The organism is Streptomyces sp. NPDC033229 (genome assembly GCF_055576875.1).
The window spans coordinates 190,741-211,835 of sequence record NZ_JBVIQR010000006.1 but is presented as its reverse complement, the minus strand read 5'-3'; the positions used below and the strand labels follow the sequence as shown (position 1 = coordinate 211,835).

22 protein-coding genes are annotated in these 21,095 nt (G+C 71.5%); 15 read left to right on the top strand and 7 right to left on the bottom strand.

What is annotated here, in order from left to right; genetic code table 11:
- Window positions 1-34: 34 nt before the first annotated feature.
- From ACZ53N_RS08410 to ACZ53N_RS08395, 4 genes are all read left to right on the top strand, one after another.
- A complete protein-coding gene (locus ACZ53N_RS08410) occupies window positions 35-1,390 on the top strand; it encodes an aminotransferase-like domain-containing protein (RefSeq protein WP_469140151.1) in 1,356 nt (451 codons plus the stop codon).
- Window positions 1,391-1,431: 41 nt separating this feature from the next.
- Window positions 1,432-1,626: a hypothetical protein gene (locus ACZ53N_RS08405; RefSeq protein WP_469140150.1), complete on the top strand. Its 195-nt coding sequence runs from the start codon at window positions 1,432-1,434 to the stop codon at window positions 1,624-1,626.
- A gap of 226 nt (window positions 1,627-1,852) precedes the next feature.
- The gene (locus ACZ53N_RS08400; protein ID WP_469140149.1) at window positions 1,853-2,494 is read left to right on the top strand and encodes a DUF4360 domain-containing protein; all 642 of its coding nucleotides are present in this window, start codon (window positions 1,853-1,855) and stop codon (window positions 2,492-2,494) included.
- 90 nt (window positions 2,495-2,584) lie between these two features.
- A complete protein-coding gene (locus tag ACZ53N_RS08395) occupies window positions 2,585-3,235 on the top strand; it encodes a DUF4360 domain-containing protein (protein WP_469140148.1) in 651 nt (216 codons plus the stop codon).
- 129 nt (window positions 3,236-3,364) lie between these two features.
- On the opposite strand, the gene ACZ53N_RS08390 is transcribed toward ACZ53N_RS08395, so the two are convergent.
- The 3 genes from ACZ53N_RS08390 to ACZ53N_RS08380 form a co-directional block, all read right to left on the bottom strand.
- The gene (locus tag ACZ53N_RS08390) at window positions 3,365-4,378 is read right to left on the bottom strand and encodes an SCO0930 family lipoprotein (protein WP_469140147.1); all 1,014 of its coding nucleotides are present in this window, start codon (window positions 4,376-4,378) and stop codon (window positions 3,365-3,367) included.
- Window positions 4,379-4,515: 137 nt separating this feature from the next.
- Entirely contained in the window at window positions 4,516-6,024 is a 1,509-nt protein-coding gene (locus tag ACZ53N_RS08385; RefSeq protein WP_469140146.1) for an NADH-ubiquinone oxidoreductase-F iron-sulfur binding region domain-containing protein, read from the bottom strand.
- Window positions 6,021-6,746 carry a hypothetical protein gene (locus tag ACZ53N_RS08380; RefSeq protein WP_469140145.1) on the bottom strand — a complete coding sequence of 242 codons (726 nt, stop codon included), beginning with the start codon at window positions 6,744-6,746 and terminating at the stop codon, window positions 6,021-6,023. The genes ACZ53N_RS08385 and ACZ53N_RS08380 overlap by 4 nt, the downstream gene beginning before the upstream one ends.
- Window positions 6,747-7,372: 626 nt before the next feature.
- On the opposite strand from ACZ53N_RS08380, the gene ACZ53N_RS08375 reads away from it, so the two are divergent.
- Window positions 7,373-8,221 (top strand): PucR family transcriptional regulator, encoded by an 849-nt coding sequence (locus ACZ53N_RS08375; RefSeq protein WP_469140144.1) that lies wholly within the window; start codon window positions 7,373-7,375, stop codon window positions 8,219-8,221.
- A gap of 127 nt (window positions 8,222-8,348) precedes the next feature.
- Here the strand turns inward: ACZ53N_RS08375 and ACZ53N_RS08370 are convergent, their stop codons facing one another.
- The gene (locus tag ACZ53N_RS08370) at window positions 8,349-9,773 is read right to left on the bottom strand and encodes a DUF1996 domain-containing protein (protein WP_469140143.1); all 1,425 of its coding nucleotides are present in this window, start codon (window positions 9,771-9,773) and stop codon (window positions 8,349-8,351) included.
- 6 nt (window positions 9,774-9,779) lie between these two features.
- The gene (locus ACZ53N_RS08365) at window positions 9,780-10,466 is read right to left on the bottom strand and encodes a DUF4142 domain-containing protein (RefSeq protein WP_469140142.1); all 687 of its coding nucleotides are present in this window, start codon (window positions 10,464-10,466) and stop codon (window positions 9,780-9,782) included.
- Between the two features lie 411 nt (window positions 10,467-10,877).
- On the opposite strand from ACZ53N_RS08365, the gene ACZ53N_RS08360 reads away from it, so the two are divergent.
- Both ACZ53N_RS08360 and ACZ53N_RS08355 read left to right on the top strand, forming a co-directional pair.
- Window positions 10,878-11,333: a Crp/Fnr family transcriptional regulator gene (locus tag ACZ53N_RS08360; protein WP_469140141.1), complete on the top strand. Its 456-nt coding sequence runs from the start codon at window positions 10,878-10,880 to the stop codon at window positions 11,331-11,333.
- Window positions 11,334-11,380: 47 nt separating this feature from the next.
- Window positions 11,381-13,006, top strand: a complete 1,626-nt coding sequence (locus ACZ53N_RS08355; protein WP_469140140.1) for a cytochrome P450 — start codon at window positions 11,381-11,383, stop codon at window positions 13,004-13,006.
- A 64-nt stretch (window positions 13,007-13,070) separates the two neighbouring features.
- Here ACZ53N_RS08355 and ACZ53N_RS08350 read toward each other — a convergent pair whose 3' ends face one another.
- Window positions 13,071-13,484 (bottom strand): DUF4190 domain-containing protein, encoded by a 414-nt coding sequence (locus ACZ53N_RS08350; RefSeq protein ID WP_469140139.1) that lies wholly within the window; start codon window positions 13,482-13,484, stop codon window positions 13,071-13,073.
- Between the two features lie 240 nt (window positions 13,485-13,724).
- On the opposite strand from ACZ53N_RS08350, the gene ACZ53N_RS08345 reads away from it, so the two are divergent.
- A complete protein-coding gene (locus ACZ53N_RS08345; protein ID WP_469140138.1) occupies window positions 13,725-15,278 on the top strand; it encodes an AMP-binding protein in 1,554 nt (517 codons plus the stop codon).
- A 76-nt stretch (window positions 15,279-15,354) separates the two neighbouring features.
- Here ACZ53N_RS08345 and ACZ53N_RS08340 read toward each other — a convergent pair whose 3' ends face one another.
- Complete coding sequence (locus tag ACZ53N_RS08340) at window positions 15,355-15,972, bottom strand: TetR/AcrR family transcriptional regulator (RefSeq protein WP_469140137.1); 618 nt, start codon at window positions 15,970-15,972, stop codon at window positions 15,355-15,357.
- Between the two features lie 68 nt (window positions 15,973-16,040).
- On the opposite strand from ACZ53N_RS08340, the gene ACZ53N_RS08335 reads away from it, so the two are divergent.
- The 7 genes from ACZ53N_RS08335 (at window position 16,041) to ACZ53N_RS08305 (ending at window position 21,088) form a co-directional block, all read left to right on the top strand.
- Window positions 16,041-16,523, top strand: coding sequence for a DUF1453 domain-containing protein (locus ACZ53N_RS08335; protein WP_469140136.1), 483 nt, complete (start codon window positions 16,041-16,043; stop codon window positions 16,521-16,523).
- Between the two features lie 202 nt (window positions 16,524-16,725).
- On the top strand, window positions 16,726-17,145 hold the full coding sequence (locus ACZ53N_RS08330; RefSeq protein WP_469140135.1) for a hypothetical protein: 420 nt from the start codon (window positions 16,726-16,728) through the stop codon (window positions 17,143-17,145).
- Complete coding sequence (locus ACZ53N_RS08325; protein ID WP_469140134.1) at window positions 17,142-17,972, top strand: transcriptional regulator; 831 nt, start codon at window positions 17,142-17,144, stop codon at window positions 17,970-17,972. Before ACZ53N_RS08330 ends, ACZ53N_RS08325 begins: the two co-directional genes overlap by 4 nt.
- Before the next feature lie 37 nt (window positions 17,973-18,009).
- Entirely contained in the window at window positions 18,010-18,444 is a 435-nt protein-coding gene (locus ACZ53N_RS08320; protein WP_469140180.1) for a roadblock/LC7 domain-containing protein, read from the top strand.
- Between the two features lie 95 nt (window positions 18,445-18,539).
- Window positions 18,540-18,914, top strand: a complete 375-nt coding sequence (locus ACZ53N_RS08315; RefSeq protein ID WP_365206591.1) for a hypothetical protein — start codon at window positions 18,540-18,542, stop codon at window positions 18,912-18,914.
- A gap of 339 nt (window positions 18,915-19,253) precedes the next feature.
- Window positions 19,254-19,676 (top strand): hypothetical protein, encoded by a 423-nt coding sequence (locus tag ACZ53N_RS08310; protein WP_469140133.1) that lies wholly within the window; start codon window positions 19,254-19,256, stop codon window positions 19,674-19,676.
- Window positions 19,677-20,269: 593 nt separating this feature from the next.
- The gene (locus ACZ53N_RS08305) at window positions 20,270-21,088 is read left to right on the top strand and encodes an MmyB family transcriptional regulator (RefSeq protein ID WP_469140132.1); all 819 of its coding nucleotides are present in this window, start codon (window positions 20,270-20,272) and stop codon (window positions 21,086-21,088) included.
- Window positions 21,089-21,095: the final 7 nt, after the last annotated feature.

Genomic DNA, 21,095 nt, shown 5'->3' with positions numbered 1-21,095 from the left:
CCTGGTCCAGTTGGGGGAAACTGGACCAGTGCGAGTGAGTGAGGATCAGCTGGTCCGGGCCGTGGGCGAGTGGCGCAGGCCCGGCGTCGCGCTGGCCGAGGCGCTGGCCGGGGCGGTACGGGAAGCGGTGCTCGACGGCAGGCTGCGGACCGGCAGCGGGCTGCCCGCCGAGCGTCGGCTGGCCGCTGCCCTCGGTGTCAGTCGCGGCACGGTGACCGCCGCTCTGACCAGGCTGCGCGACGGCGGATGGGTACGCACCCGCCACGGCAGCGCCAGCACCGTCCGGCTGCCGGCCCGGGCGGCCGAGCGGATCGCTCCCGTCTCGGCGTCGGGCGAGGGCCCCTCCCTCGACCTGCGCCGGGCCGTCCCGGCCGCACCCCGGTCGGCCTACCTGGCGGCCACGGAACGGGCCTTGGTGCGCATGGACCCGCTGCTGGCGCAGGACGGGGAGCCGGGGACGGGCCTGCCCGAACTGCGTGCCCTGGTCGCCGAGCGGTACACCCGCGAGGGGCTGCCCACCCGGCCCGAGCAGATCCTCGTCACCTCCGGGACGCGGGCCGCACTCGCCCTGCTCTGCGCACAGTTGCGCCCGCGGGTCGCCGCCGTCGAGATCCCCACGTTCTTCGACGCGCTCCACGTGCTGCGCGGCGCCGGGGCGCGACTGGTCGGCTGCCGGGTCACCACGGAGGGCTGGGACCTGGACCAGCTCGACGATGCCCTGCGGGCTGCGCGCGGCGGGCTCGCCTATCTGGTTCCCGACTTCCAGAATCCGACCGGCGCGCTCATGACCACGCGGACCCGCCGTGCGGTCGCCGAACTGGCAGCCCGGCACGGGGTCGTGCTCGTCGTGGACGAGACCATGAGGGACCTGGACCTGCGCGACGCGGTGGGTCCCGAGCCGAGGATCCGGCGCGCGGTGCTGATCGGCTCGGCCGCCAAGGCGGTGTGGGGCGGGCTGCGCGTCGGCTGGATCCGCGGCCCCGCGGGGCTCATCGGTGAACTGAGCGGCAACGCGCTGTGCGGGCCGCTGTCCGCGGCGCCGATGCAGCAGATGATCGCCGTCGAACTGCTCGGTGACCCGGACACGGTGCTGCGGCGACGCCAGGCGGAGCTGCGGCGGCAGCGCGACCATCTGAGCGGGTTGCTCGCCGGGGACGACCGCTGGCACTTCACGGTGCCACCCGGTGGACTGGCCCTGTGGCTGCGGCTTACCGGCACCCGGTCCGACGCGGTCGTCGAGCGCGCCCGCGCGCACCGGATCGATCTCTCCGCCGGCCCACGCTTCGCGGCCGACGCGACGCTCGCCCACCACCTGCGCGTGCCCTACACCCCGCCGCTTCCGGCACTCGACCACATCGCGGCGGTACTGGACGAGGTCTGCCGGGACTGACCCAGGACCGCGGTCCCGGGCGCGGGCGACGAACCACCCGCTTGACGCCTCGATCCCCCTGGGCGGAGATCCACCGGGCGGTGGAGAGCGAACCGCTCTTCGGGCCGCCCCGGGGCGAGCCCCATCGGCGCTGCCCCATCGGCGTGGGCATCCGGCCCGCGCTGGAGCAGGTGTACGACGAGGTGAAGGAGGCCTCGCGGCGCACGCTCAGGCGGCGCGGGCGCAGCCTCATCTGATCGAGGACCGGCCTTTCGGGCGCGTTCTGCCGGCCACGGACGACGCCGCGGAGGGGGCCGTTCGTCCGTCGGGCGTCGTCCCGCGGTCTTCCGAGGCCGTTGAGCGGTGACCGGACCCGGGGCCCGGCGAGGCGCACAGGGTCGGCTCAACCTGGCCTGTACACGCCTCGGTCCCGGTGGTGGCATGGACCGCGGAACGAGTCCGCGCCGAACCGTGGAGGTCTCCATGTTCAGACCGGTATTGATCGGCGGTGCGGCCGCGGTGCTCGTGGTCGCTCCGGCCATGCCGTCCGCGGCCGCGGACACCGGCCCCCCGCCGGACAAGGTCGTGATCGATGTGGTGGCGGTCAACGGATCCGGCTGCCCCGCCGGGACCGCCGCCGTGGCGGTCGCGGCGGACAATACGGCCTTCACCGTGACCTACAGCAACTACCTGGCCCAGGTGGGCGTCGGATCCAAGCCGACGGACTTCCGCAAGAACTGCCAGCTCGGTCTGAACGTCCGCGTCCCGCAGGGGTTCACGTACGCGATCGCCAAGGCCGACTACCGCGGCTTCGCGTACCTGGAGAGCGGGGCCACGGGCATGGAGAGGGCCAGCTACTACTTCCAGGGCATGTCGCACACGACTTCGGTGAGCCACCGCTTCACCGGCCCGGTCGACGACAACTGGCAGACATCGGACGTCACGGGCGTCGAGTCCCTCGTCTACGCGCCGTGCGGCACCCAGCGGATCCTCAACGTCAACACCGAGCTGCGGGTGAGCGCCGGCTCCTCCGATCCGACGGCGACCAACAGCTTCATGGCGATGGACTCGACCGACGGCAGCGTCAACACCCTCTACCACTTCGCCTGGAAGGAGTGCCCCTGATCGGGCCGCGGGCCGGACCGCAGTTGATCCGCAGGCAGGTCAGGGGTGTCCGGAAGGACGGACACCAAGGCTGTTGGAGAGGGAACTTCCATGTGGAGACCGGTGATGACCTGCGGCGCGGCCCTGGTGCTGCTCGCCGCCCCGACGGCACCGAGGGCGGTCGCCGCGGACATGGTGCCCCCGCCGGACAAGGTCCTGATCGATGTGGTGTCCGTCAACGGGTCGGGGTGCCCGCTCGGGACGGCGAACGTGACGGTCGCACCGGACAACATGGCCTTCACCGTCTCCTACAGCCACTACGTCGCCCAAGTGGGCGTCGGATCCAAGCCGACCGACTTCCGCAAGAACTGCCAGCTCGGCCTGAACGTCCACGTCCCGCAGGGATTCACGTACGCGGTCGCCAAGGCCGACTACCGCGGCTTCGCGCGCCTGGAGAAAGGGGCCACGGGTCTGCAGCGAGCCAATTACTACTTCCAGGGCATGTCGCAGACAGCCTTCATGAACCACCACTTCGCCGGCCCGTTCAACGACGACTGGCAGACGTCCGACACCACGGACATCGATGCCTTGGTCTACGCACCCTGCGGGGCCATCCGGTACTTCAACATCAACACCGAGCTGCGGGTGGACGCGGGCACGTCGGATCCGGCCAGGACGACCAGCCTCATGGCGATGGACTCGACGGACGGCAGCATCAACACCCTCTACCACTTCGCCTGGAAGACCTGTCCCGTGGTGTGAACGCGAGCCTGTACGGCAGCGGCGTGAACGCGGGCGCCCGCCCGGCAGGCGTCAGCCGCGGGCCCACCGGCGCGCCGCGGGCCGCCCGCCCCGGGGAGGAGGGGCGGGCGGCCGGCCGGGGGGCGAGCGTCAACTCGCCGGGGTGGTGACCTTCTTGCCCTGGTCGTCGACGGCGAACCACAGCCCCTGCTTGCCCTGGCCCGTGGTGTCGCCGGCCTTCTTGTCCCCGGTGAACCAGTAGACGGGCCAGCAGTCGACCGCCAACTGCTTGGTGCCGTCGGGCCGCGTGACAGTGGTGATCAGCTTCTCCGGTACGCCACGGACCGCGCTCTTCTCGACGGGCTTGGCGGGCTTCCAGGTGTCCAGGCAGGCGTCGTTGCAGGCGAACTTCATGGGCCAGGCGCTGTCCTTGTTGAACCGGTAGAGGGTGCGGCCCTGGCCGTCGACGAGGATCTTGCCGAGCGCCGGGTTGTCTTTGACGGATACGCCCTCGGCGGCCGGTTCCTCCTCCGCGGGCTGCTTCTCCTTCCCTCCCTCCTTCTCTTTCCCCTCCTCCTTTCCTTCGTCCCCGGCGGCCGCGCCCGCCTTCTTGCCGTCCGGGGCGAAGGCGCTCCAGGTGCCGCCGACCCCCTGCCCCTTGGTGTCACCGGGCGCGGCGTCCTTGGCGTAGCGATAGACGGGCCAACCGGCGAGGGTGAGCTGCATGGTGCCGTCGGCGCGCTTGACCTCGCCCAGTTCGGCGTCCAGACCGGCCGTGGCGCTCGCGTCGTCCGCCGGTACGGGCGGCCACGCCTTGGCGCAGTCACCGTCGCAGCGCGAGGCCGGCGGCTTGGCCGTGTCCTTGTCGAAGCGGTAGAGCGTCAGGCCCTTGCCGTCCGCGACGACGGGGCCGATCCCCGGCGCCTCGCGGACGGCAAGCTGCTTGGCCGGGGCGTTCTTGTCCGCGGCGGCGGAGCCGGAGGCGCCACCGGAGCCGTAGCCGCCCGAGCCCGAGGTGTATCCGTCGCCGATCTTCGAGCTGCTGCCGGCGGGGGCCTTGCCGTAGTCGTCCTCGGCGGCCTTGTCACCGCCGCCGCATGCCGCCGTCAGCATCATGACCGTGATCGCCGCCCCGGCGAGGGAGGCGTGACGCAGCTTGTTCATGAACTGTCCTTTGCTCGTGGCCCGGCGAGGATCCGCCGTTGCCGTGGGGGTACGGGGCCGGTCCGCCGTGCGCTCAGCGGGTCCGGGAATTTGTCACGTGGGGACAGAAACTTCAGGCCGGAAGGCAGGCGCGCCGCTCAGCCGGCGACCTCGACGCGCAGTGCGAGGGCGGGGCAGCGCCGGACCGCCCGCAGCGCCCGTTGTCGCATCCGCCCGGGCACGGGGATGACGGCCCGCTCCGGGTAGCCGTCCGAACCCAGCCGCAGCAGCCCGGGCAGGAGGTCCGCGCACAGCCCGTGCCCCCTGCACAACGTCCAGTCCACCAGCAGCTGCTCCGCGGGTGCCGGGGCCGGGGCCGTACCGCCGATACGAGCTGCCGGCGCGGTGGTTCGTGTCCGTTCCTCGGCAGGCAGCGGCAGCGCGCCGAGGGTCGGGCGTCCGCAACCGTGTCCCAGGGCGTGGGCGGCGAACTCCTCCGCGAAGACGGTGAGTGCGGAGGACACGAAGCGGGTGGAGCCGTCGGGGTGACTGCAGGCGCCGCGCCGCTCCACGGCGGCGATGCGGGTGCGTACGGTGTCCAGCGCGCGCTGCCCGCCGCCGTCCGCCGCGTCGGCGAGGGCGTCCGCGAGGGCCGGCAGGCCCAGGGCGCAGGGGCCGCACTGGCCGGCCGACTGCTCCGCCAGCCAGCCGGCCACCCGTACGGTCTCGCCGACCGGGCAGGTGGTCTCGGGCAGTGGCAGCAGGGCTCCGGCCCCGAGGACGCCGTCGACCGCGGCGAGCGAGTCGCGGGAGACGGTGGCCGCCCGCGCCGCGTCCGGCGGCAGCCAGCCGCCGTGGTAGCCGCCGACCAGTACGCCCTGGCCGGGTGCGGTGCCGCACAGCTCCAGGACGTAGGGAATGGGCAGGCCGGTCGGGGTCTCCACCACGTGTGTTCCGGAGACGGTCAGCATGACGGTGCCGGGCTCGGTCGGCAGACCGACCGCGCCGTAGCCCAGGGCTCCGAGCCGTGCGGCGACGGCGAGTTGGGCGAAGGTCTCGGTGTTGGAGAGCAGGGTGGGCACCCCGCCCAGACCGCTCTCGCTGGTACGGATCCTGCGGCCGGAGGGCAGCGCGGGACCGCCGTCGATGCCGCGTACGAGCGCCGAGCTCTCGCCGGTGACGAAGCGTTCGGGTAGCCGCGTCACCCCGATGCCCGGCCCCGCGGAGCCGCGCTCGGCGATCGCCCGGCGCAGTGACTCCTCGACATCGGAGCGGGTGACGCCGATGGCGACCTCGTGCGCGCCGAGTGCCTTGGCCGCGAGGACGGCACCGTCGAGGACCAGGTGCGGGGCGAACAACAGCAGTGCGGTGTCCTTGAGACAACCGGGCTCGCCTTCACTGCCGTTGACGACGACGGCGGCGGCGGAGCCGGTCCGGCGCAGTGAGTCGGTGACGGCCCGCAGCTTGCGGGCGAAGAGGAACCCGGCGCCACCGCGGCCGCGCAGGCCGATGTCTTCCGCGAGCGCCGTCAGCTCCTTCACGTCCATCTCGGGTGCGGGTCCGTGCACGGCGGTGTGCGCTGCCCGGTCCATCCACGCGGTCTCGTCCAGTCCGGCCAGCAGCCGGGGCGGCCCGACGGTGGCGAGTGACGGCATGGTCCCGGTCATGGTCGTCCTCCCCGCGCCTCACGCTGCCGGGCCCGCAGGCGCAGTGTCAGGGCCAGGGCGACGCCGCTCAGGCACAGTGCGTACGCCGCGGTGACCCAGCCGGCGGCGGGCCGGCCGGCATGCAGTCCGTGCACCAGGGCCGCGCCCCACGCGGGATAGGCCGCCATGTGCAGGGCCCGCCACAGGCCGGAGCGACCGCCGCCGGTGAAGGCACTGCGCGCGGCGCCGGTGACCGCCACCGCGATGAAGAGATACCCGGCCAGTGTGCCGAGTCCGATGAGGAAGGGTTGCGTGTTGTCGGTGAAAGGGACGGTCGCCGCCGTCGGACTGGTACGGTCCTCGGCAACCTTCACCCAGATGTGCAGGGCGAGAAAACCGAGCCCGGCCACGGCCAGTCCGCGGTGCACGCCCTGGGCGAGGAGTCGGTGGGCCGAGCCCAGCAGCCGTCGGTCGGTTGCGGCCAGCCCCCACAGCACGGTGGAGGTGAGCGAGACGAGCGCGAGTACTCCCGCGCCGAAGTCGAGGAACTCCTGTGTCCGTTCGGCCACGCCGGCCTGGACGGCGACGGCGAGCAGCAGCAGGATCGCCGCGGGCAGGGCGGGGCGCGCGGAAGGCCGGGTCTGCGGCCGGGCCCGCGGCCGGGGTCGGGGACGTGGTGGGGACTGGGGGGCCCGGCGGCGGCCTCCACCGCCCGAGCGGCCCCGGGGTCGAGGGCGGGGCAAGAGCGTTTGCGTTCGCGACATATGCATCTGGTTCTCCCACAGGCGGCCGGCGGTGGTCCTCGCGACTGCCCGTGTTCCTGAGAAATCCGGAAATCCCTCGCATCGGCGCTATTCGCCGACAAGGCGATCATCGAATTCACGTGGTGTGACCGTCCGGGCACTCATGGTCCGGCGGTGGAATGTGCAGAAGCATCGTCCAACTTCGCAGGATCTTCATAAGGTTTATCGTGCTGTGACAAATTCACGCGCGGCTGTCCCCACGGCGGCGATCGGCTGTTGATGATGCCCACTCAGGCGAGAGGCCCCCGGCGACATTCCCGGCCCTCCCGCCCGGTACGGAAGTCCGGAGGTAGACGATGTGCGACATTCTGAACCGCATCTGGTCGCGGCCGCGTGGTGAGTGGACCCGGGTCCTGAGAAAGGAACTTCCCGCGGTTGCCGCGCAGTTGGCCGAAGAACTGCAGCGCAGTACGCCCGCGTTTTCGGCGGTATCACAGCGCATCGGCAGGGAAGCGACACAAGAGGCGGTGGAGAGAGCGCTGTTGCTGACTTTGGGACTGCGGCCCGCCGCGGGGCCGGAGCGCATACCCACACCGCGGCGAAAACCGGGACAGGTCGTCACCGCCATGCCCGGCACCCGGGCCCGCCAGGCCTTGTTCACCGCGCTCGCCGACGACCGGCACATCCCCCACGACGTGCTGACCGAACTGGCGGGCCGGGCCGGCTGGCCGCTCCCCCGCCGGGTGCGCGCCATCGTGCTCGCCGGCCCGAACGACGCGCACTCCATGGCGCCCCATCTGGTTCCGCAGCCGACGCCCGCGCTGACCCCGCAACTGGCGGCGGCCCTCGGTCAGGGGCTGCCCGGCACCGTCGAGGCCGACCTGTGTCTGCTGATCCCCGACCCGGGGCCGCGGGCCCGGGCGGCCCTGGAGTCGGCGCTGGGCGGCCGGGTGGCCGCGGTCGGCCACTCCGTCCCGGTCACGGACGCCGCCTCCTCGCTGCGCTGGGCGCGACGGCTGCTGGCCCTGGCGGCGGCGGTGGGCGGCCCGGCCGAACGCGTCACGTTCGTCGACGACCACCTGTCCGAGCTGCTCATGCTCCAGGACGAGTCCCTGGCCCGGGCCCTGTCCGCGCGGTGGCTGCGCCCGCTGGAGGACCTCACCCCCCGGCAGAGCGAGCGGCTCGAGGTGACGCTGCTGGCCTGGCTGGAGAGCGGGGGCGCGCCGGAGGCGGCCCGTACGCTCAAGGTGCACCCCCAGACGGTGCGCTACCGCCTTCGCCAGATCGAGAAGCTCTTCGGGCCGGCGATGCGTGAGCCGCGCACCCGTTTCGAGCTGGAGCTGGCGTTGCGCAGCCGACGGCTGCTGGCCCAGGCCCGGCAGCTGCGGTCACGCGCGCACGGCCCGGTGCGGGCCCTGGGGGCGGCCGCCGCGCCGCTGAGCCCGGCCGGCCGGGCCCGGATCAACGGTCTGTGAGACAGCGCGTGGCGCGGCGGCCCCGAACTCGGATGTTCGGGGCCGCCGCCTTCCCGGCGCCCGGTGGACAGTGTGGTGGGGAGCACCCGGCGCCGGGGGTTTTACGGGTGGTGCGGGAAGTTTGCCGTCAGCAGGTGCGGCCACCGTTGATGCAGGCCGTCGCCCGCGCCATCAGCGCGTCCGACATGACGTTGATGAAGTCGCCGTGGTCCGTGACCGGCTTGTGCAGTTGCTCGGGAAAGCTGTCCACGGCGAAGGGGACGCCCGCCGGTACGTCGTAGGTGATGCGCTGCACCAGTTGCGGAATGGCCTTGAAACCACGGGGGCAGGAGCCGTCCGCGCGGGCGAAGGCGACATGGGTGCGGTGATTGGCGCTGTCGGTATTACGCCCGTCCCAGCAGTTCTGGAAGGCGAAGGTGCGGACGACCTGTGCACCGTTCGGGCAGATCGGATATTTATCCTTCAACTGCCGGTCCTCAAATCCCGCGCAGCTCCATGAGGCGTTCGCGTTGGCCAGGCCATTGGTGAGTGCTTTGGCGTCGCCGGTGATGACGCGAAGGAATCGGGGCATCGCGGTCACCTTTGCCACCGGGCTGCCCCGGAACTGCAGGGTCACCGACGCGGGGCGCAGCACGGTTCCCATGTTCCCGTCGTGGCCGCCGCCCGGCGCATTGGCGTCCGGTGCCACCTTTCCGTCCAGTTTCCGCAGCACGGGCCAGTAGTGGCTGGACTTGTCCCCGTTGGTGCAGGTCGTTCCCGCGGCCGCGAGGCTGTTGTCGGTGGAGAAGGCATCGGTGGATTTGTTGCCCACATAGTCGTGCATATGGTGGGCGCCGTTGCGCACCCCGGGGGTGACGATCACGTTGTCGGGGTTGAAGTGACCGTTTTCGTTGCGACCGCACACGGAGGCGAAGGTGCCCGTCGAGCCGCCGCGGCGGGCCGCGGGCGCACCGGGTCGCGTCGGCGCGGTCCTGATGTCGGCGAAGTCGGCGCGGGAGGGGCCGCCGGGTTTGCCCTGTTCGCCGAGCCGGGAGCTCAAGGGGCGGGAGGAGTCGTCGGCCGCGGTCGTACTGATCTGCCGGGTCCGGCACCCGCTCAGTGCGCTCAGGTCCTCGGGCGCGGGGACGGCGGCGCTGTCGGCCGCCTTGATGGAATCGGTGATGCTGCCGATGGTCTCGTCGCGTTTCCGTTTCAGCTCCCCCAGCACGGCGTCCGGGGTGGTTCCCTTCGACATCATCTGCTCGTAGGCACTCGCCACTTGGGCGTCGAGCTGGGAGAGGCCTCGGGAGACGTCGGTCCGCGCCGGAGCGGGGACCTCGCGCAGCCGTTCGCCGACGTCGGGGCAGGAGACGGTCGTCGCCTCACCGGTGGCGGAGCCCGCCGCGGCGCCGTGCGGGGTCTGCCCGGTGTCGTGTTTCGCGGTGTCGTGGGCACCGCCGGCGGAGGCGTTGGCCGCGATGATCGCCGTTCCGCCGCCGCCCAGCAGCAGCGCCGCGGCCGCGACCACCGCCCGGGTCCTCAATTGCGAGCGTTTATGGGCCTGTCGCATCATGTGGGGTCACTTCTTTTCGTTGTCACCTGGGTGGGGGAAGTCGACGAGTCCGGTGTTCTCGAGGACCGTGATGTGGTCGAGGACGACGGTGTTGGCACGGGACGCCAGTTCCCGCACCGTCGTGTTGGCGGTGCGGTCGCGTACGAGCGCCACCAGCCCGAACACCTTGCCGTGAGCGGCCCGCACAAGGTTCGCGAAGAGCCGGTCGAACGTGGCGCCCCGGGCGCCTTCCAACTGGTCGAGCCACCCTTGCTGTTCGGCGGTGGGCCGTTCCGGCATGGTCACGCCCAGGACCTGGCCCGTTTCGAGGGAGAGCCGGTCCAGCTCGGTGTGGCCGTCGACGAGGTGATGACCGGCCGTCTTCACCGTGTCCTTCGTGCCGCGCTCCAGGGCGAGTCTTCCCGCGGGCTTCTCCCACAGCCCGGCGAGCCGTACCCGGCGGACGAAGTCCCGGTCCAGCGGGGTCAGCGGCCCGGACTGGGTGTGCGTGATGCCTCCGCCGTCGTCGTTCCACGCGGTGCTCGCGCCCGCCGCCGCCGGTTCGGCACTGCCGAAGAGGTACACGGGGATCAGCAGCGCCAGGAGCGTCGCGGCCAGCGAGCCGACGACGAGCCCGGTGCCGAGAGTCCGCCGGGAGACGGGCCGCAGACTGCTCAGGGAGCGCGCGGAACGCAGGGAACGTACGGATCGCATGGACACCTTCCTCGGTTTCTTCGGGTTCCTCGGTTTCTCCGGGTTCTTCGGGCGCCCGCATCGGTCGCCCGGCCGGAGGCCGCCCCTGCCGGAAGCGGTCCGTTACCGGAAGCGGTCCGTGCCGGAAGCCGCCCCGCCGGAATGCCCACGGACGCTAGCCGCCGGTTCAGTCGTGCAGACGAGGATTCGCGGCCTCTGACAAAGCCGGCCTCTCCCCTCCCGGACGCTGCTACCGTGCGGCTCCTCCCCAGGGCGTGTCCCTGTCCACGCTCGGGATGCCGCCCGTCGGCGGGCGTGGGTCAATGGAGGGAGCAGGCTGCGCGCACGGGGCGGAGGATGTCTGCCCCGGCGGGCCACCGGCGGGGCGGCGACGTGTGAGCGGCGCCGCGGGCTGCGAGGAGGCTCTCGGTAATGACGACAACGAAGAGACTGCTCAGATCCCTGCCCGCGGAATACCGGGATCGGCTGATGGAGCTCGCCCGCGAGATCTCCTTCCCGGAGGACGCCCGGATCTTCGAGGAACACGGCACGGCGGACCGTTTCTGGATCATCCGCTCCGGGGCGGTCACTCTGGACCTCCAGTTGCCCGGGCGGCGGGTGGTCACCGTGGAGACGCTGGGCACGGGGGATCTGCTCGGCTGGTCCTGGCTGTTCCCGCCGTACGAGTGGGGGTTCGGCGCGGAGGCGCTCAGCCCCGTGCGGGCGTACGAGTTCGACGGCGCCGACGCGCGGGCCCTGTGCGAGCAGAATCCCGCGCTCGGTTTCGCCGTCATGCGCGCGGTCGCCGAGGTGCTCGGTCACCGGCTGCACACGGCACGCAGCCGGCTGTTGGACCTCTACGTCCCGCACACCGCCGAGCCGTTGTGATCCGCGCCCTCGCGGGCCGGCGCCCCGACAGACGTCCGCGCCCATAAATGCCACGAGCCTTAAATAGAGCGAGCACGTTTATCGGATGGTTTCTTCGTCGGTCGCTTGAATTCCGCCTCCCGGGCCCCACTAGGGGGCGCGGAGCCGGGAAGCGGGGAGCCCGGATGCCGATGGGCCGCGCCGCGTGCATCCGATACCCCCGGTGGCGTCCGCCTTGCACACCCGCTCTCGACTTGGATGGGGAGGCCAACAGTGTGACGAGTGAATACGAGGTTGGAGACACCATGGACCCTCGATGCCGAACACTGACCGCCGGGCGCACACGGAATACGCCGAGCCATGACAAGGCCACGACCGGCACGATCGCGTGGGCCCCGGGCGCCTGGCCCGTCGCCGGTCACACGGTTCCGCTGATGCGACGCCCCCTCGACTTCGTCACGTCGCTGGCCGCACACGGAGACGTCGTCCGGCTACGGCTCGGGGCATTGCCTTTCTACGCCCTCACGCATCCGGAATTGGTCCAGCACGTTCTTGTCGGCGGGGCCCGCAATTTCACTCGCGGCCGGCTCTTCGAAAAGGCGTCCCTCTTCCTCGGGGAGGGCCTGGTGGTCTCTTCAGGAAAAGTTCACCACCGGGCCCGACGGGCCCTCCAACCGGCTTTCCACCATCAGCGGATCCCCGCCTACACCGCTGTCATGGGCCGGGTCGCCGAAAGCGTCGTCGCGCAATGGCGCCCGGGGCAGGTCGTCGCGGTGGACCGGGCGATGAACGACCTCTCGCTCGGTGTGCTCGCGAACACCCTGCTTCCCTCGGGCTTGGGAACCCGCGCCAGCGCGGAGTTCCACCGGGCGCTGCCCGCTCTCTCCCGGGGCATGATGGTGCACCTCCTGCTGCCGGAGTGGTGGGCGCGGGTGCCGGTCGCCTCGAACCGCCGTTTCGACCGCGCCCGCCACACCATGGAACGGCTCGTCGGGCAGGCGATCGCCGCGCACCGTCACACCGGACAGGACCACGGGGACATGCTCTCCCTGCTGCTGACCCAACGGGACGCGGACGGCCGCGGTCTGACCGACCGGCAGGTCCATGACCATGTGACCAGTCTGGCCGTCGCCGCGGTGGAGACGACCGGGGCGAGCCTCGCCTGGCTCTTCCATGAACTCGGGCGCCACCGCGAGATCGAGGAACGCGTACACGCCGAGGTCGACACGGTGCTCGGCGGCCGGCCGCCGCGCTTCGAGGATCTGCCGGCCCTCGCGTTCACCGGCCGGGTCGTGCTGGAGACGCTGCGTCGCTACCCGCCATGGATGATCACGCGCCGCGCGACGTCCGCCGTCCGGCTCGGTACCGTGTCGGTGCCCGGCGGGGCGGAGCTCCTCTACAGCCCGTACGCGCTGCACCACGACCCGCGTTGGTTCGCGAGCCCGCGTCGGTTCGACCCCGACCGCTGGCTGCCCGAGCGGGCGCGCGACCTGCCGAAGGGGGCCTTCATCCCCTTCGGCGCGGGTGCGTACAAGTGCATCGGCGACACCTTCGCCCTGGCCGAGATGACCATGGCGGTGGCGACCGTCTGCGGGCGGTGGCGGCTGCGCCCGTTCCCCGGCGCGCGGGTCCGCATGGTCACCCGGGCGAACCTCCACCCCGATCGGCTGCCGATGGTGGCCGAGGCCCGGTGAAGGCGGGCCGGGTCGTCCCGCAAGCGTGCCAGGGTGCCCGGGCCGCGCGGGGTCGGCCCGCCGCTCAGCGGGCCGAGTCCACCAGCACCGCGAGCCCCGCCACCAACCCGGCATAGGCGACCACCAGCAGCAGAACGCAGAGCATCAACAGCCATCCGGCGACGATGGCGAACAGTGCCGCACCACGGTCGCGGCCGCCCAGCCGCTTGCCTCGCCTGCGGCCGAGGTGCCCGGCCGGGATGGCGACGAAGGCACACAGGAACACGAACAGCGTGTACCAACCGCCCCACATCAGCCAGAACATCGGCGTCACCACGATGCCCAGGATCAGGCCAATACCCATGACGGCGGCCCAGAGGGCGACCTGGGCGGGCCCGTTGCGTCCTTCCGCCGTGATATCCGCCGCCTGTCGTGTCCCGCTGCTCATGTCGCTTCCCCCGTCGGTGTGGAAAAGCCACCCTACGATGCCGGCCAGCATGCCCGCGCCATCGAGACCACTGACTGGATATCGACGTTTCAGGCAAGGAAACCCAGGCACGGCCCTGCACGGCCTGGAGCCTTTGAAGGTGAAGAGATAAGATCACTTTAGTTGCCCTGGGCTACCAAACTCGTCGGATCCGGGCCGGTACGTGGGCCGCCACCGGCCGACGCGGCGTCCGCCGCACCCCGGGCACCGGACCACCACGCATCAGGAACCCAGGGAACCCAGGAATTGCGCATGCCCCTCAACGCGAACGACTTCCGCACCTACGTGGAGCACACGCTCGACGTCCTCGCGGCCACACCCGACCGGCACGTCCTGATCCATCGAAACCGACGCGTCACCGGCCGCGAGCTCCACGATCTCGTGTACCGCATGGCACGCGCGTTGCGCACCCAGGGAGTGCGCCACGGCCAGACCGTCACCCTGTTGAGCGGGAACCTCCCCGAGACGATCGCCGTGCGCTACGCCGCCAATCTGATCGGCTGCCGCGTCAACCACCTCTACAGCAAACTCGCGGCCGAGGTGCAGGCGACCATCGTCCGCGACGTCGAGACCCACACCCTGATCGTCGACCCGCGGTACGCGGACCGCGCCCGTGAGGTGACCGGGCAGGCACCGGTGCAGAACGTCCTCACGCTCGGCCCGGCCGCCATCGGCACGGACCTGCTGGAACTCGCCGCGGACGAGTCGGCCGACCCCCTCCCCAGTCCCGCCCGGCCGCAGGACACCTGCACCATCCGTCACACGGGCGGCACCACCGGCCACCCCAAGGCCATCTGCACCTCCTTCGACCAGGTGCAGTGGTTCCACGACGTCATACCCGAAGACATCATGGCCAAGGCGGGGCAGCCGATCCGGCAACTGGTGTGCACCACACTCGCCCACGCCGCCGGCATGATGGCCGATCACGCCCTGCGCACCGGCGGAGCCGTGGTGCTGATGGAGGACTTCGAGCCGGCGGCCGTGCTCGCGGCGATCGAGCGCGAACGCATCACCCATCTGTTCCTGCTGCCGCCGCTGCTGTACCAACTGATGGACCACGCGGACGCCGACCGCACCGACACCTCCAGCCTGCGCCGCGTCTCGTACGGCGGCTGCCCGTCCTCGCCGACCCGTATCGCCGAGGCGGTCCGGCGCTTCGGCCCCGTCCTCAACCAGTTCTACGGGCAGAACGAGGCCGGCGGCATCAGCGTACTCACCGAGGAGGACCACGACCCGGAGCACCCCGAGCGCCTCCGGTCCGTCGGGAAGCCCCTGGAAGGCGTCGAGGTGGCCATCCGCGACGAGTCCGGCCGCGATCTGCCTCCCGGTGAGCACGGCGAGATCTGCGTCCGTTCGGCGGGCATCATGCAGGGGTACTGGAAGCAGCCGGAGCTGACCGCCGAGGTGTTGCGGGACGGCTGGCTGCACACCGGCGACATCGGGCACCTGGACGACGAGGGCTATCTGACCATCGTCGACCGGCTCAAGGACATGATCGTGGTGGTCGGCGGCCATGTGTACACCACGGAACTCGAGGACCTGCTGAACTCCCACCCCCACGTCCTGCAGAGCGCCGTCTTCGGCGTCCCGGACGCCAACCGCATGGAGCAGGTCCACGCCGTCGTCGTGCCCACGCGGGACAGCGGGGTCGACGAGCGGGGCCTGCGCGAACTGGTGCGCACCGAGCGGGGCACGATGTACGAACCGGCGCGCATCGAGTTCCTCGACGCACTGCCGCTGACCGACGCCGGAAAGCCGGACAAGAAGCTGCTGCGCCGCATGATGGAGCAGGCGACGGCGGCCTGACCCACCACCAGCCCACCACCAAGCCGGGGCACGCCCGCGGCCGCACCGAGATGCGCGGCCGCGGGCGGCAGTCGGGCTAGGACCCTGCCTTGAGCGCGTCCAGGTGGCGTCGCAGCACCCTTCGGGCGTCGTCCGGCGTGACGTGGGCGGGCTGCAGCACCACCTGGAGCGCGAGGCCGTCGAGCAGTGCGGACAGCCGCAGCGCCTCCGTCCCGACGTCCACGGCGTCCGGCAGGCCGCCGACCCGCTGCCATTCACGCAGCACGCGTAGCACCAACGCGTGCATGCCCTCATGCAACGCGTCGGCGCGGGCGCGCAGTTCGGGCCGGGTGCGTGCCGCGGTGGTGAAGGCGAGCCAGAGCACGGCCTCCTCGTGGCGGGTCCCGTCGAGAGGGAGAAGCTCCGCGAGGAGGGCTTCGGTGCGGGTGCGGCGGTCGATGCCGGCGTCCGGGTCGAGCAGTTGCTCGGCGTGGGCGTAGATCCGCCGGTCGACGCGGCGGCCCAGTTCCCGCAGGGCGAGCGTCATCAGGTCGGTCTGATCGGTGACGTAGTGACGGACCGATCCGATGGCGAGCCCCGCCTCGTCGGCGACATTGCGCAGCGACGCCTTTTCCAGACCGTCCCGGCTGATGACGCGCAGAACGGCGGCGGCCACGGCCCGGCGACGGGCCTCGGGGTCGACGATCTTCGGCATGTTGCCTTTATAGCACGGGTGAGCTAAATTATTTTTTTAGCATGGTCGGGCTATAAAGGGTGGGGTTCATGAACGTCTGGGTGCTCGCGGCTCTCATTGCCGTCGTCGCGATCGTTGTGGTGGTCAAGCGGTTGAGGGGTGAACCCCTCAACGCCCGCGACCTGTTCGGACCGGCCCTCGTCCTCACGGGCCTCGGCATCTGGGCCCTGATCAAGGTCGACGACCTGACCGGCACCGACCTCGTCTGGGTCGTCGTGGGCTGCGTCCTCGGTATCGCGCTCGGCGCCCTGCGCGGCGCGACGGTCCAGGTCTTCGGCAAGGACGGGGTGCTGTGGCAGCGCTACACCGGCCGGACCTTTCTCGCCATCGTCGGGTCCTTCGTGGCCATGGCCGGCTACGGCTTCCTCGCGATACGGCTCGGCATGCACGAGAACGCGCGGCCGATCCAGCTGTCCATCGGTGTCGGTTTCCTCGGTGAGGCGCTGGTCATCGGCTACCGAGGGCTGGCGAGCGGCGTACCCTTCGCTCCGGAGCGCGAACAGCGGCGCTGACGGTGAGCAACCGGATGCCGACGGGCCCGTGCCGGGGTGCCCACCACGCCGCTCGACCTATGCCGGTTGAATTTGCCAAAACCACCGCACGCGGTTCCGTTTTCGATTACCTTCCGTCGCAGCCGACATGCCGTTGGTAGCTGTTGTCTGTGTCTGACGAGTCGCGGCGGTGCGCTGCCGCGGCGCGGCTGGAGAGGTCTGTGTGTCCGGTATCGACGCGTGCTTATCCGAGGCCTTGGCGATCCCCGGTGTCCGGGGAGCGAGTCTGGTGGACTGGACGACCGGACTCACCCTGGGAGTGGCGGGCGAGGGCCCGAACCACGACCACGAGACGGCGGCCGCGGAGGCCGCCGAACTGGCCCGGCTCACCTTCGAGAGCAGCGCGTTCACCCAGGTCGAACCAGCGGAACGGGCAGTGCCGGACGGGCGCGTAGAACAGGCCGACGGGCCCGTGGAGGACCTCATCGTCACCGCGCGCGGCGGATACCATCTGATCCGCTTCGTGGAGACCGCCTTCGACAGCAGCGTCTTCCTCTACCTCTGGCTCGACCGCACCGAGTCCAACTTGGCCGTCGCCCGCTTCCGGCTGAGGGATCTGACGGCCGGGCTGGTCCTGTCGTGACGTCGGAAGCCGCGGAAGCCGCGGGCTCGACTCCGGCGCCGCCGGCCGTGGAGGGCCGGGTCGCCGAGGACCCGCTGGCCCGGCTGGCCTGCGAAGGCGCCACCGGAGCCCTGCACGGGCCGGTGGGTGCGCTCTATCTCTGCGACGGTGCGGTGGTGCACGCGGAGAGCCCGGCCGCGCCGGATGTGGGGTGGCGGCTGACCGCCCGGGGGCGGCTGTCGGCGGAGGCCTGGGAGGAGGCCGTGGCGCAAGGCGGCCCGGGCTACCGGACCGGCGACTTCCTCGTCGAACACGGCCGATTGAGCCAGGGTGAACTCGAACTGTGCCATCTGAGCGCGCTGTTCGACGCCGCCTACTTCGTCCTGCATCCCCTCGGGGACGGTCAGCGCCCGCCCGAGCGGTTCCTCCGCGAGGCCCGGCACTGGCTCGGCCCGGTGCGGCCGGTGCCGGTCCCCGCCCTCCGACGGGAGGTGCGCAGACGGCGCCGGCTCCTGGAGCAGGCATGGCCGGGCCCGGCGGTGGACGCGGCCCCCGTCGTGCCCGTACCCGACGCCGACCGGGGCCGCGGGTGCGGCGCGCAGGCGGCGTGCGGCCGCCGGGCGGTGCTGCGCGCGGCCGACGGGGTACGCACCCCGGTGCAGATCGCCCGGGCGCTCGGGCGCCCCGCCTTCGCCACGCTCCTGGACGTCCGGCGGCTGGCGGCGCTGGGCCTGATCCGTCCCCCGGACCCGGGGATGCCGGAGGCCGACCGGCCGTTGCCCGAGGCGCCGGGCGCCCCGGAGACCTCCCTGCTCATCAGGATCCGTGACGCGTTGGAGGCCCTGTGACCGTTCCGTCCCCCCGTCGGGATGCCCCGCTCCCATGATGAGACGCGCCTTGAGGCAATGGACAGGAAGGAGACAGTCGATGACGGCCCTACCCGAGGTGCTCACCGAGCTCCAGGCGTTACGGATCCGCGTACCGCATCTGACCGGTGCGTTGGTGGCGAGCACCGACGGGCTGGTGATCGCGCATCTCGTCACCGACATGGAGCCCGACGGGGTGGCCGCGCTGACCGCGGCGGCCCTGGGGGTGGGCGCGCGGCTGACGGACGCCGTGGGTCACGGCGGATTCCGGGAACTGCTGGTGCGCGGCGAGCGCGGCTATGTGGCGACGTACGCGGCCGGTTCGTCCTGCGTCCTGACCCTCCTGGCGGCGGCCGACGCCAACGTGGGCCGGCTGAACCTGGAGGCCCGCAGGGCCGGGACGCGAATATCGGAGCTCGTCGACAGCGCGCTGGAGCGTCGACGGCAGGTGTGACCACGGCACCTCTTCTTCACCCCCTGTTCCGCCGGCGGACGGCCGCGGGGACGGGGCGGCCCTTGATGACAACCAATGACGAAAGCGGGATTCTCATGGCGAACACCGAAGCGGCCCTGCAGGATGCGATGACGTCGATCGAGGGCGCCCTCGGCGTCGCTCTGGTCGACTACGGAAGCGGCATGGCGCTCGGCACTCTGGGCGGGTCGCAGGCACTGGACCTCAATGTGGCGGCCGCGGCCAACACCGACGTGGTACGGGCGAAGCTGCGGGCCATGGAGATGCTCAACATCCAGGACAGCATCGAAGACATCCTGATCACCCTCGGCTCGCAGTATCACTTGATCAGGCTGCTGACCGGCCGCGGCGGCAACGGCCTCTTCCTCTACCTGGTGCTCGACGGCAAGCGGGCGAACCTGGCCATGGCACGGCACCAGCTGCGGCGGATAGAGGCGGACCTGGAGGTCTGACGCACCGGTCGCACCCGGGCCTGTCCGGCGGATCTCGTGGGCTCCCGACGCCCGGCACTGGGGGTACCCCGAGCCGCTCGCTGATCCGCGACGATCCGCCGGACAGGCCCCAGGCGTCGGCGCGGCTCGGTCGACGCACGGCGTGCCGCCGCCTCGGCGACGTATTCGTATGCGTCCCGGGCGGGCGGGCCGGGGATGGGCTTGGCGCCGCTCGGACGGGGAAGAGCCACTGACCCGGCCGGCGCCCGGCCGCCCCGTACGGTCGGGGCCGCCGCCCGTCCTCTCCACCGTCTCGCTCCCGGCCCGCTGTCCCGCCCCGCGACCCGCCCGTTCCAGGGCGTGGTGGTCGATGGTGCCCTGCCGGGCGAGGCGTTCCTCGCTGTGGGTCTTGGTCAGGCCGTCCTCCCGGACAGCGTGCTCGACAGGTTGCACGCCGGGAGCTCCGACATCGGCGGCCACGGCGGCCGGCTCCCGCGCGGAAACCGCTGCCGCGCGTCTGTCTGCCGCCTCTTCCTCGCAGCCCTGACCGGGCTTCTCGTCCTCGGCGGTACCGCCCCGCTCGCGCGGGAGGCCGCCGCCGCACCGCTGTTCATCACCGGTCTGCGCGGCACCAGGGACATCAAGCAGGATGAGAATCGCCGCGATCGTGGGCCCGACGGGGTCCTGGTCGTCTTCCGTCCAGGAGACGCCCGGCCGAACGACGGCGCACTGAGCGCGCCACGAGCCGGGCCCGGGGGGGGGGAACGGCACTGGAAGCCGTGAGCGCCTTGGGCCGGCGTCGCCGACAACGGGGCGAGCGGGGCCGTCGGCCGGGTGCCGACAGCCCTCGCTGTCGTCGAAGTTCAGCCACACGGGCGCCGCGGATCAGCGTCGCATCCTGGGACGAACTCTCCCGGCGGGTGGTGGCGTCGATGCCATCCGTCCGGCCGGTTCGCGGATGGACCGCGTGGGGAACCGCAGAGGGATTCCGTGCCCATGGAGCCGGCCGGAGGCGGTCGCAATGCCGCGGGCTGTCTCTGCGAGACTTCACCGCGGATGCCCGCCGGGGCGGCGTCGATTAGCACGGGGAACAGACCCGAAAGCGGGGTGCGTAACGCAGATCTCGGCAGCTGTGGGCGAATGGCGGCCGCCCTCTGCTTCCCGTTTCGATCGGTCGACGAGTGAATTGTACCCTCCCTGATTGGGCCTCACATAGGGTGAGGCGCCCAGGTCAGCGCCGCTCTCATGACGCGGACCCGCAGGTCGATCATGCATGAGGGATGCGATCATTTCTTCCCCGAGATTTTCGGTGGAAAAACTGTCCAATGAAATCGCCTTCCCCTGGCGGTGCCGCTCGTGATATTAGGGATTCGTACGTGGACAAGGAAGCACTGCAGAAGCTGCTCCGTGCGCGCCGGGCTCTCATAGCCCCGGAAGAGCACGGCCTCGCCCGCCCGGCCCGGCAGGGGCGGAGGGCCCCGGGACTGGCACAGTCACAGATCGACCAGCTGCTGCACCGCGCCCCCGGGACCTTCAACCGGCTCGAGACCGGAAATCACCCCAACCCGCCCGAGGATCTGTTGCGGGACGTGGCCCGGCTGCTCGCGTTCAACGAGCACGAGTGGACGCTGCTGTGGCTCTACACCCTGCATCGCGACCCGCCGTACCCGCTGCACCCCCGGTCCGGCACCGAGGTTCCCGGCGCGTGGCAGGAGGTCGTCAACAGCATGTCCCACATGGCGTACCTCAACGACCAGTCCTGGAACGTGCTCGCCTTCAACAAGGCGTTCGCCGACATGTTCCCCAGCGGGGAGGTCCCGGCCAACACCATGCGGTGGATGACGCTCGCGCCCGAGGCGCGCGACGTGCTCACCGGGTGGACCGAGTACTGGCTGCCGTTCGTCCTCCCCCAGATGCGGGCCGCCGTGGCCGCGCTGCCCCACGACGAGACGCTGACCGCGCTGGAGGCGGACATCCTCGCCGACCCGGTGGTCGGGCCGCTCTACGAGGCCGGTGGGGGCGCGTACATCCATCCCGACGGGGACGAGCGCCCTCTCGACCACGCGCGGATGGGCCCGGGCTGGGTGTCGCTGTGCACGGCCGAACCCCTCGCCGCGCCCCGCGCCCGTCTCATGGTCCTCGTCTTCCATCGCGGAGAGCAGAGGCCTCGTCAGCCCATGTTGCACGCCCGTTGACGCCTCG

Bases quoted from the DNA above. Each gene is read 5' to 3' on its own strand.
- ACZ53N_RS08395 (WP_469140148.1), top strand. From the start codon at position 2,585: ATGTGGAGACCGGTGATGACCTGCGGCGCGGCCCTGGTGCTGCTCGCC.
- ACZ53N_RS08400 (WP_469140149.1), top strand. From the start codon at position 1,853: ATGTTCAGACCGGTATTGATCGGCGGTGCGGCCGCGGTGCTCGTGGTC.
- ACZ53N_RS08375 (WP_469140144.1), top strand. From the start codon at position 7,373: ATGCCCGGCACCCGGGCCCGCCAGGCCTTGTTCACCGCGCTCGCCGAC.
- ACZ53N_RS08335 (WP_469140136.1), top strand. From the start codon at position 16,041: ATGAACGTCTGGGTGCTCGCGGCTCTCATTGCCGTCGTCGCGATCGTT.
- ACZ53N_RS08350 (WP_469140139.1), bottom strand. From the start codon at position 13,484: ATGCTGGCCGGCATCGTAGGGTGGCTTTTCCACACCGACGGGGGAAGC.
- ACZ53N_RS08320 (WP_469140180.1), top strand. From the start codon at position 18,010: ATGAGACGCGCCTTGAGGCAATGGACAGGAAGGAGACAGTCGATGACG.
- ACZ53N_RS08390 (WP_469140147.1), bottom strand. From the start codon at position 4,378: ATGAACAAGCTGCGTCACGCCTCCCTCGCCGGGGCGGCGATCACGGTC.
- ACZ53N_RS08385 (WP_469140146.1), bottom strand. From the start codon at position 6,024: ATGACCGGGACCATGCCGTCACTCGCCACCGTCGGGCCGCCCCGGCTG.
- ACZ53N_RS08345 (WP_469140138.1), top strand. From the start codon at position 13,725: ATGCCCCTCAACGCGAACGACTTCCGCACCTACGTGGAGCACACGCTC.
- ACZ53N_RS08360 (WP_469140141.1), top strand. From the start codon at position 10,878: ATGACGACAACGAAGAGACTGCTCAGATCCCTGCCCGCGGAATACCGG.
- ACZ53N_RS08340 (WP_469140137.1), bottom strand. From the start codon at position 15,972: ATGCCGAAGATCGTCGACCCCGAGGCCCGTCGCCGGGCCGTGGCCGCC.
- ACZ53N_RS08315 (WP_365206591.1), top strand. From the start codon at position 18,540: ATGGCGAACACCGAAGCGGCCCTGCAGGATGCGATGACGTCGATCGAG.
- ACZ53N_RS08370 (WP_469140143.1), bottom strand. From the start codon at position 9,773: ATGATGCGACAGGCCCATAAACGCTCGCAATTGAGGACCCGGGCGGTG.
- ACZ53N_RS08355 (WP_469140140.1), top strand. From the start codon at position 11,381: ATGCCACGAGCCTTAAATAGAGCGAGCACGTTTATCGGATGGTTTCTT.
- ACZ53N_RS08365 (WP_469140142.1), bottom strand. From the start codon at position 10,466: ATGCGATCCGTACGTTCCCTGCGTTCCGCGCGCTCCCTGAGCAGTCTG.